This window comes from Pseudomonas sp. Bout1, from assembly GCF_034314165.1.
Lineage (GTDB): Bacteria > Pseudomonadota > Gammaproteobacteria > Pseudomonadales > Pseudomonadaceae > Aquipseudomonas.
Genome location: NZ_JAVIWK010000001.1, coordinates 1,456,331 through 1,471,922 on the forward strand (window position 1 = coordinate 1,456,331; position 15,592 = coordinate 1,471,922).

10 protein-coding genes are annotated in these 15,592 nt (G+C 60.0%); 8 read left to right on the forward strand and 2 right to left on the reverse strand.

The genetic code is table 11. The annotated features are described in order from the left end of the window. Positions 1 to 43 precede the first annotated feature (43 nt). From dnaE to ispD, 8 genes are all read left to right on the forward strand, one after another. The gene (dnaE, locus tag RGV33_RS06655) at positions 44 to 3,565 is read left to right on the forward strand and encodes a DNA polymerase III subunit alpha (protein ID WP_322143586.1); all 3,522 of its coding nucleotides are present in this window, start codon (positions 44 to 46) and stop codon (positions 3,563 to 3,565) included. A gap of 138 nt (positions 3,566 to 3,703) precedes the next feature. Continuing rightward, a complete protein-coding gene (locus tag RGV33_RS06660) occupies positions 3,704 to 4,651 on the forward strand; it encodes an acetyl-CoA carboxylase carboxyltransferase subunit alpha (protein ID WP_322143587.1) in 948 nt (315 codons plus the stop codon). A 132-nt stretch (positions 4,652 to 4,783) separates the two neighbouring features. Next, on the forward strand, positions 4,784 to 6,112 hold the full coding sequence (gene tilS / locus RGV33_RS06665; RefSeq protein WP_322143588.1) for a tRNA lysidine(34) synthetase TilS: 1,329 nt from the start codon (positions 4,784 to 4,786) through the stop codon (positions 6,110 to 6,112). 273 nt (positions 6,113 to 6,385) lie between these two features. Then, a complete protein-coding gene (locus tag RGV33_RS06670; RefSeq protein WP_322143589.1) occupies positions 6,386 to 8,017 on the forward strand; it encodes a CTP synthase in 1,632 nt (543 codons plus the stop codon). A 5-nt stretch (positions 8,018 to 8,022) separates the two neighbouring features. Next, complete coding sequence (gene kdsA, locus RGV33_RS06675) at positions 8,023 to 8,868, forward strand: 3-deoxy-8-phosphooctulonate synthase (protein ID WP_322143590.1); 846 nt, start codon at positions 8,023 to 8,025, stop codon at positions 8,866 to 8,868. 174 nt (positions 8,869 to 9,042) lie between these two features. Further along, entirely contained in the window at positions 9,043 to 10,332 is a 1,290-nt protein-coding gene (gene eno / locus RGV33_RS06680) for a phosphopyruvate hydratase (protein ID WP_322143591.1), read from the forward strand. A gap of 171 nt (positions 10,333 to 10,503) precedes the next feature. Then, positions 10,504 to 10,782 carry a cell division protein FtsB gene (gene ftsB / locus RGV33_RS06685; protein ID WP_003219292.1) on the forward strand — a complete coding sequence of 93 codons (279 nt, stop codon included), beginning with the start codon at positions 10,504 to 10,506 and terminating at the stop codon, positions 10,780 to 10,782. Further along, entirely contained in the window at positions 10,779 to 11,486 is a 708-nt protein-coding gene (ispD, locus tag RGV33_RS06690) for a 2-C-methyl-D-erythritol 4-phosphate cytidylyltransferase (RefSeq protein WP_322143592.1), read from the forward strand. Before ftsB ends, ispD begins: the two co-directional genes overlap by 4 nt. Positions 11,487 to 11,495: 9 nt before the next feature. Here ispD and RGV33_RS06695 read toward each other — a convergent pair whose 3' ends face one another. Further along, complete coding sequence (locus RGV33_RS06695; RefSeq protein ID WP_322143593.1) at positions 11,496 to 14,537, reverse strand: membrane-targeted effector domain-containing toxin; 3,042 nt, start codon at positions 14,535 to 14,537, stop codon at positions 11,496 to 11,498. A gap of 82 nt (positions 14,538 to 14,619) precedes the next feature. After that, positions 14,620 to 15,513 carry a LysR substrate-binding domain-containing protein gene (locus RGV33_RS06700; RefSeq protein WP_322143594.1) on the reverse strand — a complete coding sequence of 298 codons (894 nt, stop codon included), beginning with the start codon at positions 15,511 to 15,513 and terminating at the stop codon, positions 14,620 to 14,622. Positions 15,514 to 15,592: the final 79 nt, after the last annotated feature.

The window sequence follows — 15,592 nt, forward strand, 5'->3', positions numbered from 1 at the left end:
ACAATCCGGGCCTTGTTGTTTCCACGTTTTGTACAGGATCACTATGCCGGCTTCATTCGTTCACCTGCGCCTGCACACTGAATACTCCCTGGTCGACGGCCTGGTACGGATCAAACCCCTGGTCAAAACCCTGGTGGGCATGAACATGCCTGCCGTAGCGGTAACCGACCAGAACAACATGTGTTCCCTGGTCAAGTTCTACAAGGCCGCCATGGGCGCCGGCATCAAGCCGATCTGCGGCGCCGACCTGTGGCTGTCGAACAAGGACCCGGATAACCCACTGAGCCGCATCAGCCTGTTGGCGATGAACGGTGTCGGTTATCGAAACCTCACCGAACTGATTTCCCGTGGCTTTATCGATGGCCAGCGCAACGGCTCGATCATCATCGAGCGCGAATGGGTGGCTGAAGCCAGCGAAGGGCTGATCATGCTCTCGGCGGCTAAAGAGGGTGAAATCGGCATCGCGCTGTTGGGCGGCAACCCTCAGGAGGCGGAGGTCCTCGCGCGCGAGTGGATGGAGGTGTTCCCCAACCGTTTCTACCTGGAAATCCAGCGCACCAACCGCCCCAACGACGAAGAGCAGTTGCACGCCGCCGTGGCCCTGGCTGAAAAGCTCGGCGCGCCGCTGGTCGCAACCAACGATGTGCGGTTTATCAAGAAAGAAGATTTCGAGGCCCACGAAACCCGCGTGTGCATCGGTGAAGGCCGGGCGCTGGACGATCCGCGCCGCTCGAAAAACTACAGTGAAGAGCAGTACCTCAAAAGCGCCGATGAAATGGCCGAGCTGTTCAGCGACCTGCCCGAGGCCCTGGAAAACTCCGTCGAAATCGCCAAGCGCTGCAATATTGAAGTGAAGCTGGGCAAGCACTTCCTGCCCAACTTCCCGATTCCCGATGGCATGACCATCGATGAATACTTCCGCAAGGTCTCGTTTGACGGCCTTGAAGATCGTCTGAGCGTCCTGCTGCCCAAGGACACCACCGAAGATTACGAAGCCAAGCGCCAGGTGTACGTCGACCGGCTGAATTTCGAGCTGGATATCATTATCCAGATGGGGTTCCCCGGTTACTTCCTGATCGTAATGGACTTTATCCAGTGGGCCAAAAGCAACGGCGTGCCGGTAGGTCCTGGCCGTGGATCGGGTGCCGGGTCGCTGGTGGCCTATGTACAGAAGATCACCGACCTCGACCCGCTGGAATATGACCTGCTGTTCGAACGGTTCCTTAACCCGGAACGGGTATCGATGCCCGACTTCGACGTCGACTTCTGCATGGACGGTCGCGACCGGGTCATTGAATATGTGGCCGAGAAGTACGGCCGCAACGCCGTAAGCCAGATCATCACCTTTGGTTCCATGGCGGCGAAAGCGGTAATCCGTGACGTGGCCCGGGTGCAGGGCAAGTCCTACGGCCTGGCTGACCGCCTGTCGAAGATGATTCCGTTCGAAGTCGGCATGACCCTGGAAAAAGCCTACGAGCAGGAAGAAATCCTGCGGGACTTCATCAAGGTCGATGAAGAAGCAGCCGAAATCTGGGACATGGCGCGCAAGCTCGAAGGCGTGGTGCGTAACGTCGGTAAACACGCCGGTGGTGTGGTAATTGCTCCGACCAAGCTGACTGACTTTTCGCCGATCTATTGCGACGAAGAAGGTGGCGGCCTGGTAACCCAGTTCGACAAGGACGACGTGGAGGCGGCCGGCCTGGTGAAGTTCGACTTCCTCGGCCTGCGTACCCTGACCATCATCGACTGGGCACTGAAGACCATCAACCGCGAGCGGGCGAAGATCGACGAGCCGCCGCTGGACATCGCCTTCATCCCGCTGGACGACAAGCCGACGTACCAGTTGCTGCAAAAAGCCGAGACCACGGCGGTGTTCCAGCTTGAGTCGCGCGGCATGAAAGAGCTGATCAAAAAGCTCAAGCCCGACTGCCTGGAAGACTTGATCGCACTGGTGGCGCTGTTCCGTCCGGGCCCGCTGCAATCGGGCATGGTGGACGACTTCATCAACCGTAAGCACGGGCGTGCCGAGCTGGCTTACCCGCACTCCGACTACCAGTACGAAGGTCTCAAGCCCGTATTGGCACCGACCTACGGCATCATCCTGTACCAAGAACAGGTCATGCAGATTGCCCAGGTGATGGCCGGCTACACCCTTGGCGGCGCGGACATGCTGCGTCGAGCCATGGGTAAGAAAAAACCCGAGGAGATGGCCAAGCAGCGCGGCGGCTTCATTGAAGGTTGCGCGAGCAACAACATCGACGCCGACCTGGCCGGTAACATTTTCGACCTGGTGGAGAAGTTCGCCGGTTACGGCTTCAACAAATCCCACTCCGCCGCCTACGGCCTGGTGTCTTACCAGACTGCCTGGCTGAAGGCCCATTACCCGGCGCCGTTCATGGCCGCGGTACTGTCTGCGGATATGCACAACACCGACAAGGTCGTGACCTTGATCGAAGAAGTGCGCACCATGAAGCTGCGCCTTGACGCGCCAGACGTGAACGCTTCCGAGTTCAAGTTCACGGTGAACGACGAAGGCCGCATCATTTATGGCCTTGGCGCGATCAAAGGCGTGGGCGAAGGCCCGGTGGAAGCGATTACCGAAGCGCGCCAGGACGGGCCATTCAAGGACCTGTTCGACTTCTGCGCGCGGGTCGACCTCAAGCGCATCAACAAACGTACCCTTGATGGCTTGATCCGCAGCGGCGCCCTGGATCGTCTGGGCCCGTACTTCCATGATGAGCCGAAGGCCTACCAGGCCAACATCGACCGCAATCGCGCGGTGTTGCTGACCGCCATGGAAGAAGCGATCAAGGCCGCCGAGCAGACCGCGCGCACCCACGACAGCGGCCACGCCGACCTGTTTGGCGGGCTGTTCGTCGAAGCAGACGCCGACGTCTACGCCAACCACCGCAAGGCCAAGGACCTGACCCTCAAGGAACGCCTCAAGGGCGAGAAGGACACCCTGGGCCTGTACCTTACCGGCCACCCGATTGACGAATACGAAGGTGAAATCCGGCGCTTCGCCCGCCAGCGCATCATCGACCTCAAGCCGGCGCGAGACACGCAGACCGTCGCGGGCATGATCATCGCCCTGCGGGTGATGAAGAACAAAAAGGGCGACAAGATGGGCTTCATCACCCTCGATGACCGCTCGGGCCGGATCGAAGCGTCGCTGTTTGCCGACGCATTTCATTCCGCCCAGTCGCTGTTGCAGACCGACGCGATGGTGGTGGTGGAAGGGGAAGTCAGCAACGACGACTTCTCCGGCGGCCTGCGCCTGCGGATCAAGCGCGTGATGAGCATGGAAGATGCCCGCACCAACCTGGCCGAAAGCCTGCGCCTGAAAGTGCGCACCGATGCGCTCAAAGGTGATCAGCTACGCTGGCTGGGTGACCTGCTCAAGCGTCATCGCGGCGCGTGCCCGGTCACCATGGAGTACACCGGCAACGATGCCAAGGCCATGCTGCAGTTCGGCGAGACCTGGAGAATCGACCCGGCGGATGGCTTGATTCAAGCATTGCGTGACCAGTTCGGGCGTGACAACGTCTTCCTCCAATACCGTTGATGTGTCGGCGATATCAAATCGCCAGATCTCGACCGAACATTTAATCTCGACCTGAACGCGCCTCTCCCTTAAGGTAGGGCGCGAATAGACAACCGGCTGGCCAGGCACTCCTTGGCCGTCGACCCAAGACGGACGCTTATGAACCCGAATTTTCTTGATTTCGAACAGCCGATCGCTGACCTGCAAGCCAAGATCGAAGAACTGCGCCTGGTCGGCAATGACAATTCGCTGAACATCGGCGATGAGATCTCTCGCCTGCAAGACAAGAGCAGCACGCTCACCGAAGACATCTTCGGCAAGCTGACCAGCTGGCAGATCGCGCGCCTGGCCCGCCACCCGCGCCGTCCGTACACCCTGGACTATATCGAGCACATCTTCACCGAGTTCGATGAACTGCACGGCGACCGTCACTTCTCCGACGACGCGGCCATCGTGGGCGGTATTGCCCGCCTGGACGACCAGCCTGTGATGGTGATCGGTCACCAGAAAGGCCGCGAAGTGCGCGAAAAAGTTCGCCGCAACTTCGGCATGCCGCGCCCCGAAGGTTACCGCAAGGCTTGTCGCCTGATGGAAATGGCCGAGCGCTTCAAGATGCCGATCCTGACCTTCATCGACACACCGGGCGCCTATCCGGGTATCGACGCTGAAGAGCGCAACCAAAGCGAAGCCATTGCCTGGAACCTGCGCGTGATGGCGCGCCTGAAGACGCCGATCATCGCTACCGTGATTGGTGAAGGCGGTTCCGGCGGCGCATTGGCAATTGGCGTCTGCGACCAACTGAACATGCTGCAATATTCGACCTACGCGGTGATCTCGCCGGAAGGCTGCGCCTCGATCCTGTGGAAAACCGCCGAGAAAGCGCCAGACGCTGCCGAAGCCATGGGCATCACCGCTGATCGCCTCAAAGGCCTGGGTATCGTGGACAAAGTGATCGGCGAGCCATTGGGCGGCGCTCACCGCGACCCGGCTGCCGCTGCCGCGACCATTCGTGCCGAACTCAGCTCGCAACTGGCGATGCTCAAGAAGTTCGACAACGAGGCGCTGCTGGCCCGTCGTTACGAGCGACTGATGAGCTACGGCCTCTAAGCCGACGTAATACCAACCTGTAGGAGCTGGCTTGCCAGCGATGGCGGCCCTGAGTTGTGCGATGTCCTCGCGGGCTTCATCGCCGGCAAGCCGGCTCCTACAGTTGCGATTTCGTTCGCACGGTACTCTTCGATGAAACCCTTCAAGCCGAGCCTGTCCCTAAAACTTCTGCAAGCCCTCGCGCCCTGGCGCAAAGCCCCGACTTGGCATATCGCCTTTTCTGGCGGCCTCGACTCCACTGTCCTGCTACACCTTTTGGCCACTCTGGCCAAAACCGAAAAACTCCCACCACTCAGCGCGCTCCATATCCACCATGGGTTGCAAGCTGCGGCTGATGCGTGGCCGGATCATTGTCAGACCGTATGCGATGCCTTGGGCGTGTCACTGCGGATCATCCACGTGCAGGTACAGCCCGGCGCAAGTCTTGAGCGCGCCGCCCGTGAGGCGCGGTATCAAGCGTTTGCCGAGGCCACCGGGGCAGGGGCGGTGCTGGTCACGGCCCAGCACCGCGACGACCAGGCCGAAACCTTGCTGTTTCGCTTGTTGCGCGGCGCGGGTGTGCGTGGGTTGGCGGCAATGCCTGCGCAGCGCCCAATGGGCGCGGGTTTTTTGGTGCGACCCTTGCTGGATGTATCTCGCGCCGACCTGGAGGCCTACGCCCGCGAGCAACAATTGAGCTGGATCGAAGACCCTTCCAACGCTGATCCGCGTTTTTCCCGCAATTACTTGCGCCACCATGTTTTTGCGCAGTTGACCGAGCGCTGGCCCCAGGCTGTCAGCACCATGGCCCGTAGCGCCGAACACTTGAGCGAAGCCCATGGCCTGCTCGAAGAACTGGCACAAATGGACCTGCTGGCCGCCAGCCAGGCTTCGGCATTTCCCTGGCTGGCGTTGCCGTCGCTGGCACTTGAACCGCTTTGCGCGCTCTCTGAGGCCCGCCAGCGCAATGCGCTGAGGCATTGGCTGGCACCGCTGACCCGCTTGCCCGACAGCGAGCACTGGGCCGGTTGGCAGGCCTTGCGCGATGCCAAGGAAGACGCACAGCCGCTGTGGTGCCTGGCCGATGGCCAGTTACACCGTTGCGCTGGGCATATCTGGTGGTTACCCGCCAGTTGGTCGGAATTTTCAGACGCGCCGGTGAGCTGGCCACACCCGCAAAACCCACTACAGTTATCCGGTAACGGCCAACTGCATTTCAGCGGCAGCGCGCCCGAAGGGACCTTGAGCATCCGTTATCGCCAGGGCGGCGAAATCATCGAGTTGCCAGGCCGGGGCCGGCGCGACCTGAAGCGGTTGCTTAACGAAAGTGCGGTGCCAGGCTTCATCCGTGGCAGATTGCCGCTGCTGTATCAGGGCCAACAATTGCTGGCTGTGGCCAACCTGCCGGGGCTTTCGGCAGGTCGCCATAACGGCTGGCAATTACATTGGATGCCACCAACCTGCGATCAAGGTTTGAGCTGATAGAGCCTTTCCGGTAGACTACGCTCCCTTCTTGATACAACTTCTGTGGATTCGCCTGAATCGCAGCAGTTGCCGATTACCAAGCAGTCTTTGCTGGGCGATTCCAAAAAATGTGTAGCGATCAACGTACCGGTGTTTCATTGCTGGTCTGTCACAACGCGGCGGTTTTTTTGAAAGGTGCACTGTGATTAATGCAGGTGATCGGGGGCTTCGGCCTTCCTTCGCTTTCCCCGGCGGCTCGGACCGCTTTAACGCAGACTTCTAGGGTTTTTCATGACGCGCTACATATTCGTCACGGGCGGTGTTGTTTCTTCATTGGGGAAAGGCATTGCCTCCGCTTCATTGGCGGCCATCCTGGAGGCGCGGGGACTTAAGGTCACCATGCTCAAGCTGGACCCGTACATCAACGTTGACCCGGGCACCATGAGCCCGTTCCAGCACGGTGAAGTGTTCGTCACCCACGACGGCGCCGAGACTGACCTGGACCTGGGCCACTACGAGCGGTTCATCCGCACGACCATGACCCAGAACAACAACTTCACCACCGGCCGTGTCTACGAGCACGTGCTGCGCAAGGAGCGCCGTGGTGACTACCTGGGTGCAACCATCCAGGTGATCCCGCACATCACCGACGAAATCAAGCGCCGCATCATCAAGGGTGCAGGCGATGCCGACGTGGCAATGGTCGAGATCGGTGGCACCGTAGGTGACATCGAATCCCAGCCGTTCCTCGAAGCCATCCGCCAGTTGCGTTTCGAAGTCGGCGCCAAGCGCGCGATGCTGATGCACCTGACTCTGGTGCCGTACATCGCCACCGCCGGCGAAACCAAAACCAAGCCTACCCAGCACTCGGTCAAGGAACTGCGTTCCATCGGCCTGCAGCCGGACGTGCTGGTTTGCCGCTCCGACCACGCGATCGACATCGCGTCGCGTCGCAAGATCGCCCAGTTCACCAACGTTGAAGAACGTGCGGTAATCGCCCTGGAAGACGCCGACACCATCTACAAGATCCCGGGCATCCTGCATTCCCAGGGGCTGGATGATTTTGTCGTCGAGCGTTTCGGCCTGCAGTGTGGCGGCGCCGATCTGTCCGAGTGGGAAGCTGTGGTCGACGCCAAGCTCAACCCTGAGCATGAAGTCACCATCGCCATGGTCGGCAAGTACATGGAACTGCTGGACGCCTACAAGTCGCTGATCGAAGCGATGAGCCACGCGGGCATCAGCAACCGTACCAAGGTCAACCTGCGCTACATCGACTCCGAAGACATCGAAAACCAGGGCACTGCGCTGCTGGAAGGCGTTGACGCCATCCTGGTTCCAGGCGGCTTCGGTCTGCGTGGCGTGGAAGGCAAGATCACGGCCGTCCAGTACGCTCGTGAGAACAAGGTGCCGTACCTGGGTATCTGCCTGGGCATGCAAGTGGCGGTCATCGAGTTCGCCCGTAACGTGATGGGCTGGAAGGATGCCAACTCCACCGAGTTCGATCGCACCAGCGGCCACCCGGTCGTGGGCCTGATCACCGAATGGGAAGATGCCACCGGCGCCGTCGAAACCCGTACCGAAACCTCCGACCTGGGCGGCACCATGCGCCTCGGCGCGCAGGATTGCCTGCTGGAGCCGGGTTCCCTGGTTCACGATTGCTACGGCAAGGACGTGATCGTCGAGCGTCACCGTCACCGCTACGAAGTGAACAACAACCTGCTGCCGAAAATCATCGAAGCCGGCCTGAAAATCTCCGGTCGTTCCGGTGATGGCGCGCTGGTTGAAGTGGTTGAAGCAGCGGATCATCCATGGTTCGTGGCTTGCCAGTTCCACCCGGAGTTCACCTCGACCCCGCGCGACGGTCACCCGTTGTTCAGCGGCTTCGTTAAAGCAGCACTGACGCAACATCAGAAGAAGGCGTAAACCTGATGGCCCAGAAGATCATTCGCGTAGGCGACATCGAGATTGCCAACGACAAGCCCATGGTGCTGTTCGGCGGCATGAACGTGCTGGAAAGCCGCGACATGGCGATGCAGGTCTGTGAAGAGTACGTGAAGGTGACCGAGAAGCTCGGTATCCCCTACGTGTTCAAGGCCAGCTTCGACAAGGCCAACCGTTCGTCCGTGACCTCTTATCGCGGCCCGGGCCTTGAAGAAGGCATGCGGATCTTCCAGGACATCAAGCAAGCCTTCGGCGTGCCGATCATCACCGACGTCCACGAGCCGGAACAAGCGGCCGTGGTCGCCGAGGTGTGCGACATCATCCAGTTGCCGGCCTTCCTGTCGCGCCAGACCGACCTTGTGGTCGCCATGGCCAGGACCGGCGCTGTGATCAATATCAAGAAAGCCCAGTTCCTCGCGCCCCAGGAAATGAAACACATCCTGAGCAAGTGTGTGGAGGCGGGTAACGACCAGTTGATCCTTTGCGAGCGTGGTTCGAGCTTCGGCTACAACAACCTCGTGGTGGACATGCTCGGTTTCGGCATCATGAAACAGTTCGAATACCCGGTGTTCTTCGACGTGACCCACGCACTGCAAATGCCCGGTGGTCGCGCCGACTCCGCTGGCGGGCGCCGTGCCCAGGTACTGGACCTGGCCAAGGCCGGTATCAGCCAGTCACTGGCAGGCCTGTTCCTGGAAGCTCACCCAGACCCGGACAACGCCAAGTGCGACGGCCCGTGCGCCCTGCGCCTGGACAAGCTGGAGCCATTTTTGGCCCAGTTGAAGCAGTTGGACGAACTGGTCAAGAGTTTTCCTGGCGTCGAAACCGCGTAATATCGGCGAACCAATTTCTGTAGGAGCCGGCTTGCCGGCGATGGCGCCCTCAAGCCTTGCGGCGATGCAGCCGGCCTCATCGCCGGCAAGCCGACTCCTACAAAAAGCAATGTGACCCACAAGTTATATCGAGCGGTATAGAGCGTTTTCGTCAACTTTGGAGTGTTTACAACAATGGCAAAAATCGTCGACATCAAAGGTCGTGAAGTTCTCGACTCCCGTGGCAACCCTACCGTCGAAGCCGACGTGCTTCTCGATAACGGCATCATCGGTAGCGCCTGCGCGCCGTCCGGTGCTTCCACAGGTTCCCGCGAAGCGCTGGAACTGCGCGATGGCGACAAGAGCCGTTACCTGGGCAAGGGTGTACTCAAGGCGGTAGCCAACATCAATGGCCCGATCCGTGACCTGCTGCTGGGCAAGGACCCTGTTGACCAGAAAGCCCTTGATCACGCGATGATCAAGCTCGACGGTACCGAAAACAAAGGCAGCCTGGGCGCCAACGCTATCCTCGCCGTGTCGCTGGCTGCTGCCAAGGCCGCTGCACAGGACCAGGACCTGCCGCTGTACGCCCACATCGCCAACCTGAACGGCACCCCGGGTGTGTACTCGATGCCGGTACCGATGATGAACATCATCAACGGCGGCGAGCACGCGGACAACAACGTCGACATCCAGGAATTCATGGTGCAGCCGGTTGGCGCCAAGACCTTCTCCGAAGGCCTGCGCATGGGCACCGAGATTTTCCATCACCTCAAGGCTGTACTGAAGGCCCGTGGCCTGAGCACAGCAGTGGGTGACGAAGGTGGTTTCGCGCCGAACCTGGCGTCCAACGAGGATGCACTGAAAGTCATCTCCGAAGCCGTGGCCAACGCTGGCTACAAGCTGGGCACCGACGTGACCCTGGCCCTGGACTGCGCGGCCAGCGAATTCTACGAAGACGGCAAGTACAACCTGTCCGGTGAAGGCCACGTATTCACCTCTGAAGGGTTTGCCGACTACCTCAAGGGCCTGACCGAGCGCTACCCGATCATCTCCGTTGAAGATGGCCTGGACGAGTCCGACTGGGCGGGCTGGAAAATCCTCACCGACAAGATCGGCGAGAAAATCCAACTGGTTGGCGACGACCTGTTCGTGACCAACACCGAGATCCTGAAAGAAGGCATCGACAAGAAGATCGCCAACTCGATCCTGATCAAGTTCAACCAGATCGGCACCCTGACCGAAACCCTGGAAGCCATCCAGATGGCCAAGGCTGCGGGCTACACTGCCGTGATCTCCCACCGCTCCGGCGAAACCGAAGATTCGACCATTGCCGACCTGGCCGTGGGCACTTCGGCTGGGCAGATCAAGACCGGTTCCCTGTGCCGCTCCGATCGCGTTTCCAAGTACAACCAATTGCTGCGTATCGAAGAGCAACTGGGCGCCAAAGCCAAATACAACGGTCGCAGCGAGTTTCGCGGCTGATTGTTAAATGGTAAAAGGTCAGCGGATTACGTCGGAAAAATCACGACAACGTGAATTTCGACGCTAATCTCATGACTAACAAGCACAAGCCTGGTTAATCCAGGCTTCGTGCTATCAGTTGCTTCAAAAGTTTTGCATGGCTGTCTTTTTTCACTGGATACCCGATATTCGATGCGCAGTCCCAATTGGTTGTTCCTCGTCTTGCTCTTGCTGCTGGCTGGCCTGCAGTACCGCCTATGGGTGGGGAACGGCAGCTTGGCGCAGGTCACCGAACTGACCCAGCAAATTGCCGCACAGCACGCCGAAAACGAGGTGTTGCTGGAGCGCAACCGTGTGCTCGACGCTGAAGTGCTTGAACTGAAAAAAGGCATGGAGACCGTTGAAGAACGGGCTCGCCATGAGTTGGGCATGGTCAAGGAGGGCGAGACCCTCTACCAGTTGGCCCAATGAGCATTTCCTCACCGGCCTTCTGGGCCGTGATTCCTGCCGCGGGCGTGGGTGCCCGTATGGCCGCGGACCGTCCCAAGCAATACTTGCAACTGGGCGGGCGCACTATTCTCGAACACAGCCTTGGCTGTTTCCTCGACCATCCAGGTCTCAAGGGACTGGTGGTCAGCGTTGCGATTGATGACCCTTACTGGCCGGCCCTGGCTTGTGCAACCGACCCGCGTATTGTGCGCGTGGACGGCGGCGATGAGCGATCCGGCTCGGTACTCAATGCCTTGCTTTACCTGCACGGCCAGGGCGCCAGCGACGACGACTGGGTGCTGGTGCACGATGCAGCCCGCCCAAACCTCAGCCGCGCGGACCTCGACAAGCTGCTCTTTGAACTGGCCGACGACGCCGTGGGTGGCCTGCTGGCAGTGCCGGCGCGGGACACCCTCAAGCGTGCCGACAAACACGGGCGCGTGCTGGAAACTGTCGATCGTGCTCCGATTTGGCAGGCCTATACCCCACAGATGTTCCGCCTGGGCGCCTTGCACCGCGCATTGGCCGACAGCCTGGTCTCGGACGTGGTGATCACCGACGAAGCGTCGGCCATGGAGTGGGCCGGGCACGCGCCGCGCCTGATCGAAGGCCGCAGCGACAATCTCAAGGTCACCCGCCCCGAAGACCTCGAATGGCTGCGACAGCGTCGGGCTTTTCAAGCCTGATTGCACGCCTCAGTCGCTGACCTCCTCTAACCCCGGCTGGGCTTTCAGCGCCTCTACCAGGGCTGGCACGTTCGCGAACGGTTGTTTATCGACCGCCCAGCCCGGCGATGTAATGGAGACCATCGATCCCAACTGATTGACCGTGAAGGTCTGGAGGTCTCCTCGGCGTGCCCGGTAATGGACCCGCGCCGGCATGCCCTCGCTGGCAGCCGACAGCAGGAATTGTCCTGGTCGGGTCAGCCGGGTTTCCGGGGTCGTTGCTACTTGGCGGTGTGAGGGGCCGGGTTGTCCCGCCGCAATTCGTTGCAGCGTAGTGGGGTCTACCCGCAACACGAGATCGGCTTTGACGGTCGCCTCGCCTTTGCCAATACCCAGGCCCAACGTATCTCCCGGATCTACCTCAATCCCCAGGCGTTGCCCGGCCCTGGCATCTTTCACGCGCAGCCCGATGCTGCCAGTCAGCTCGGCAAGCCCCGGCGTTCCCCGGAAAGTATTGGTATGACTGTTGCCTACCAGTGCAATCCATTTCCCCGGGCGACGTTTAGTCGTCTGGACCCATTGAATTACCTCGGTGGCATAAAAATTCATCAATTGCTGGCGCAGGGTACCGTCGGCGTCGGCCATGCCCTTGACCATGTAACTGGCGGTGCAGTCGATGGGTTGGATTTTGATACCGGCGTCCCGGGCCTTGATGATGACGTTTTGAAACGAGTAATACGTATCTGTGAGTGGCGGGTAGATAGCCTTGAGGTAGTTTTTGAGCTCGTCGGACATTGGCGTGCCCTTGGACCTGTAGAACGCCTTCAACAAAGGTAAATGCACGTCTGTCAGTAAATGCTCGAAGTAGAGGCGCTTGACGCCAATGCGGGCGAGCATGTGCATATTATCGATCAGGATCGCCTTGCTCGACAGGTCACCATGACTTTCGCCCAGGACCACGCCATCACTGACGCCGAACAGTTTTGAGATGATGCCGGATTGTGATTCGCTCAGGGTGAAGCTCGGCAGCGGCGGCCTTGCCAGCGGCAAAGACGGCGAATCGAAGAATATTGCGGCGTCTTGCGCCAGTTTGTTTCTCTTTTCGAAGAACAGCTTGCGGGCGTCTCTAAGCAATTGCAGGCCTGCGCCAAAGGGTTCGTATTCTTCGTTAAATTTACTGCTGTCATGCAACATCCCGGCAAGCGTATCGCGCATCGAGGCCGGCATTTCGTAGCCGCTGAAAAAGGTCGTGTCGGTTGTGCCACCCAGCACCCGGTAGATTTTTTGCCAGGCATTACGAAACGGCGCGCCGCCACTCAACCCTGCCCGGCGCCATTTGAGGTCCGGGCCTTGGATGGCATACAGCCCGGTCGACTGGACACGTCGCGGGTCTACCGGGTCACTGATGAACAGTTCGAAAAGGCCACCGTCATTTGGCGCGGTGTAGGTCATGAAGGCATCGCCGTCGATCTTCACGATCTGCAACCCACTGGGGTGGTGAGCCGGCACCAGCGTGCGGCCCGGCGATTCGCCTGTGGTGGCCGCGGCTGGCAGTGCACTCGCACTGATCTGGCCATCGGTTTCCCGTACGGCTTTGCCCAGGCCGACCCGAATCTTGTTCAGTGTGGTGATGGCGGTGCCGATGCCGTGCAATACCACCGGCGAAGCATTCAGGGCGCCGAACGTAATACGTTCGCTGGCCTGCGGCTTGCCTTTGATCACGTCGTCGGCGCCTATGGCCATTTCAACTGAACCTGCGGTGATAAAGCAAAATTCTGCCAACAATGCCGTGCCCATCGCCAGGGCGATGGGGATCGCCAGCAAGCAAGCCTTTTCCAGGGCGTCGATGGTCTGCGCCTTGCGAATATCCAGGGGCGAGGTGATGGTGTTTGCCGCCATCTTTGAAATACGTGCGCGTATTTGCCGGGCCATATAGTCGAAGGGGTTGCCGCCCAGCGCCGGGTAACCGGGGTTGTTTATGTATTGCTCGGGGTCCCAATAGTTGTTGTGCAGCAAGCGGTTGAACAAACCGGCTGCCGGGGCGCTGTCAGGAAACAGGCTGATGCCTATCAGGGCCTCCTCCACGCCGCTGTAGATATACCCGGAATCGACGGTGTCCGGGTCGAAATAGGCCACCAAGGCTTTGCGAAGCGTAGGGTCTTTGGCCGCGCCCGCCAGCCATTTCCTCATTGACGCCGGGTTATTGAAACCATGGAAAGGCGAAGAGTTACCCGGAATGTAGAGCAAGGTGATCTGGCTCTGCTTATCCGTGATGGTAAGGAGGGAGGTTGCTTCAGCGTTATGGATGCGTAGCAGCCGTAGATCAAGGTGGGTGTCAGGGCGGTAGGGTGCCTGCAAGTCCTCAAGGGTCAGGCTGCTCAGGTCCTTGTTGGCGGGCATGCCTGCCGCCCTGGCCGCCAGTTGCACCTCGTCCTGGGTCAGTGTCAGTTCTACGGCCTGGCTCAGGTATGCCTCGATGAACGCCGTTCGCATCAGCGTCTTGTAGTTTTCCAGGTGCATGCCCCAGAAAGCCTGTAACGCCTCGTCGTAGGCTGTATCGAAATGGCTGTTGCGGACAAAGTCGCGAAAGGTGGCGGGCACGATGTCTGATTGAGTACGGCGGTCGTACACCTGGGGATGGCTCTTGTGGTAAATCGCCTCATAGCGCATCGGCGGGATCCAGCCCGCGGCGATGAATTCTTCGTTGAACATGGCCGGGATGCGGTTATCCATCAGGCGCGGCAGCTCTTTGACCACGTTGAAGTACGGTGCGGTGGTGGAAAACCCGGTGGTATTGATTATCCCGCCGGCGGCGATGGGTGCGCTGCAGATCATCGCTTCGGTCAGGCTCATGGATTGGACGACCGCTGCGGTAAAGGGCGCGTGCGGATCGTCGGTGTTGTACTCAAGGGTGGTCAGCAGCAGTGCGTCGGGTTCCAGGGTTTCCTGGCTGAGGGGTTGGGCACTGTCGCGAATTAACCGGGCGGCCACTTCGGCTGGCACCGGGAAATCATTCAGGACCTTGCGGATAAAGTGGTTGATACGTTGAAGCTGTGCCGCGTTGGGGATCATCGGTATGCCTTCTGGCGCTGGGAGCAGCGCGTATTTGCAGGCAATACCGTACCGGGCAGGCGTTACTTATTGAGGCCGGCATTTACAGATAGACCGGGTTTTTGCCCAGGCCTTCCTTGAGGAAATCCACCAGCTTGCGCACTTTCGGTGACAGATGGCGTTGCTGCGGATACAGCGCCCACACCGCTGTATTCGGCGGCTGGTGAGCCTCGAGCAGCGAGACCAGGGCGCCACTGTGCAAGGATTCCAGCACGTAATAGTCGGGCAACTGGCAGAGCCCGGTGCCCTGCAACGCTGCATCCAGTACGGCTTGCCCACTGTTGCAGCGCCAGTTTCCCTGCACGCGCTGGGAGAACTCCCGCCCGTCCTGTTTGAGTTGCCAGATATCCGAGCTGCCAATCAGGCAGTTATGCCGGCTGAGTTCCGACAAGCTGTGGGGGCGGCCATACCGCTCAAGGTAGGCGGGCGAGGCGCACAGGTACATGCGCCTGGGCGCCAGTCGGCTGGCAACCATCCGCGAGTCGGCAAGGCGCCCCAGGCGAATGGCCAGGTCCAGGCCTTCGTGGACCAGGTCGAGTGGGCGGTTGGTCAGCTCGATGTCCACGCGCAGTTGTGGGTACAAGCCCATGAATCGCGTGACCAATGGGGCGATAAAGCGCTCACCATAGGCCACCGCGCAGGTCATGCGCAGCATGCCCTTGGGCTCGCTGGCGAGGTCGCCCACGGCGCGCAGGGCTTCCTCGCGGCCGTCCTGCAAGCGTTGGCAGTGTTGCAGAAACGTCTGGCCGGCCTCGGTGAGCGTCACGCGCCGGGTGCTGCGATACAGCAGGCGCGTTTGCAGTCGTTCTTCCAGCCGGGCGACCTGGCGGCTGATATGAGAGGACGACACCCCCAGGCGCTCTGCGGCTGCAGTGAATTGGCTGCACTCGGCCACGGCGACAAACTCGTCGATGCCTTCCCAGCGGTTTTCCAACATGGTGATTATCCCTGTACAGCAATAATGTTTTGCTTTCACCTGGATTATTAATCAGGTGGCCATGTTTTACACTGCCGGT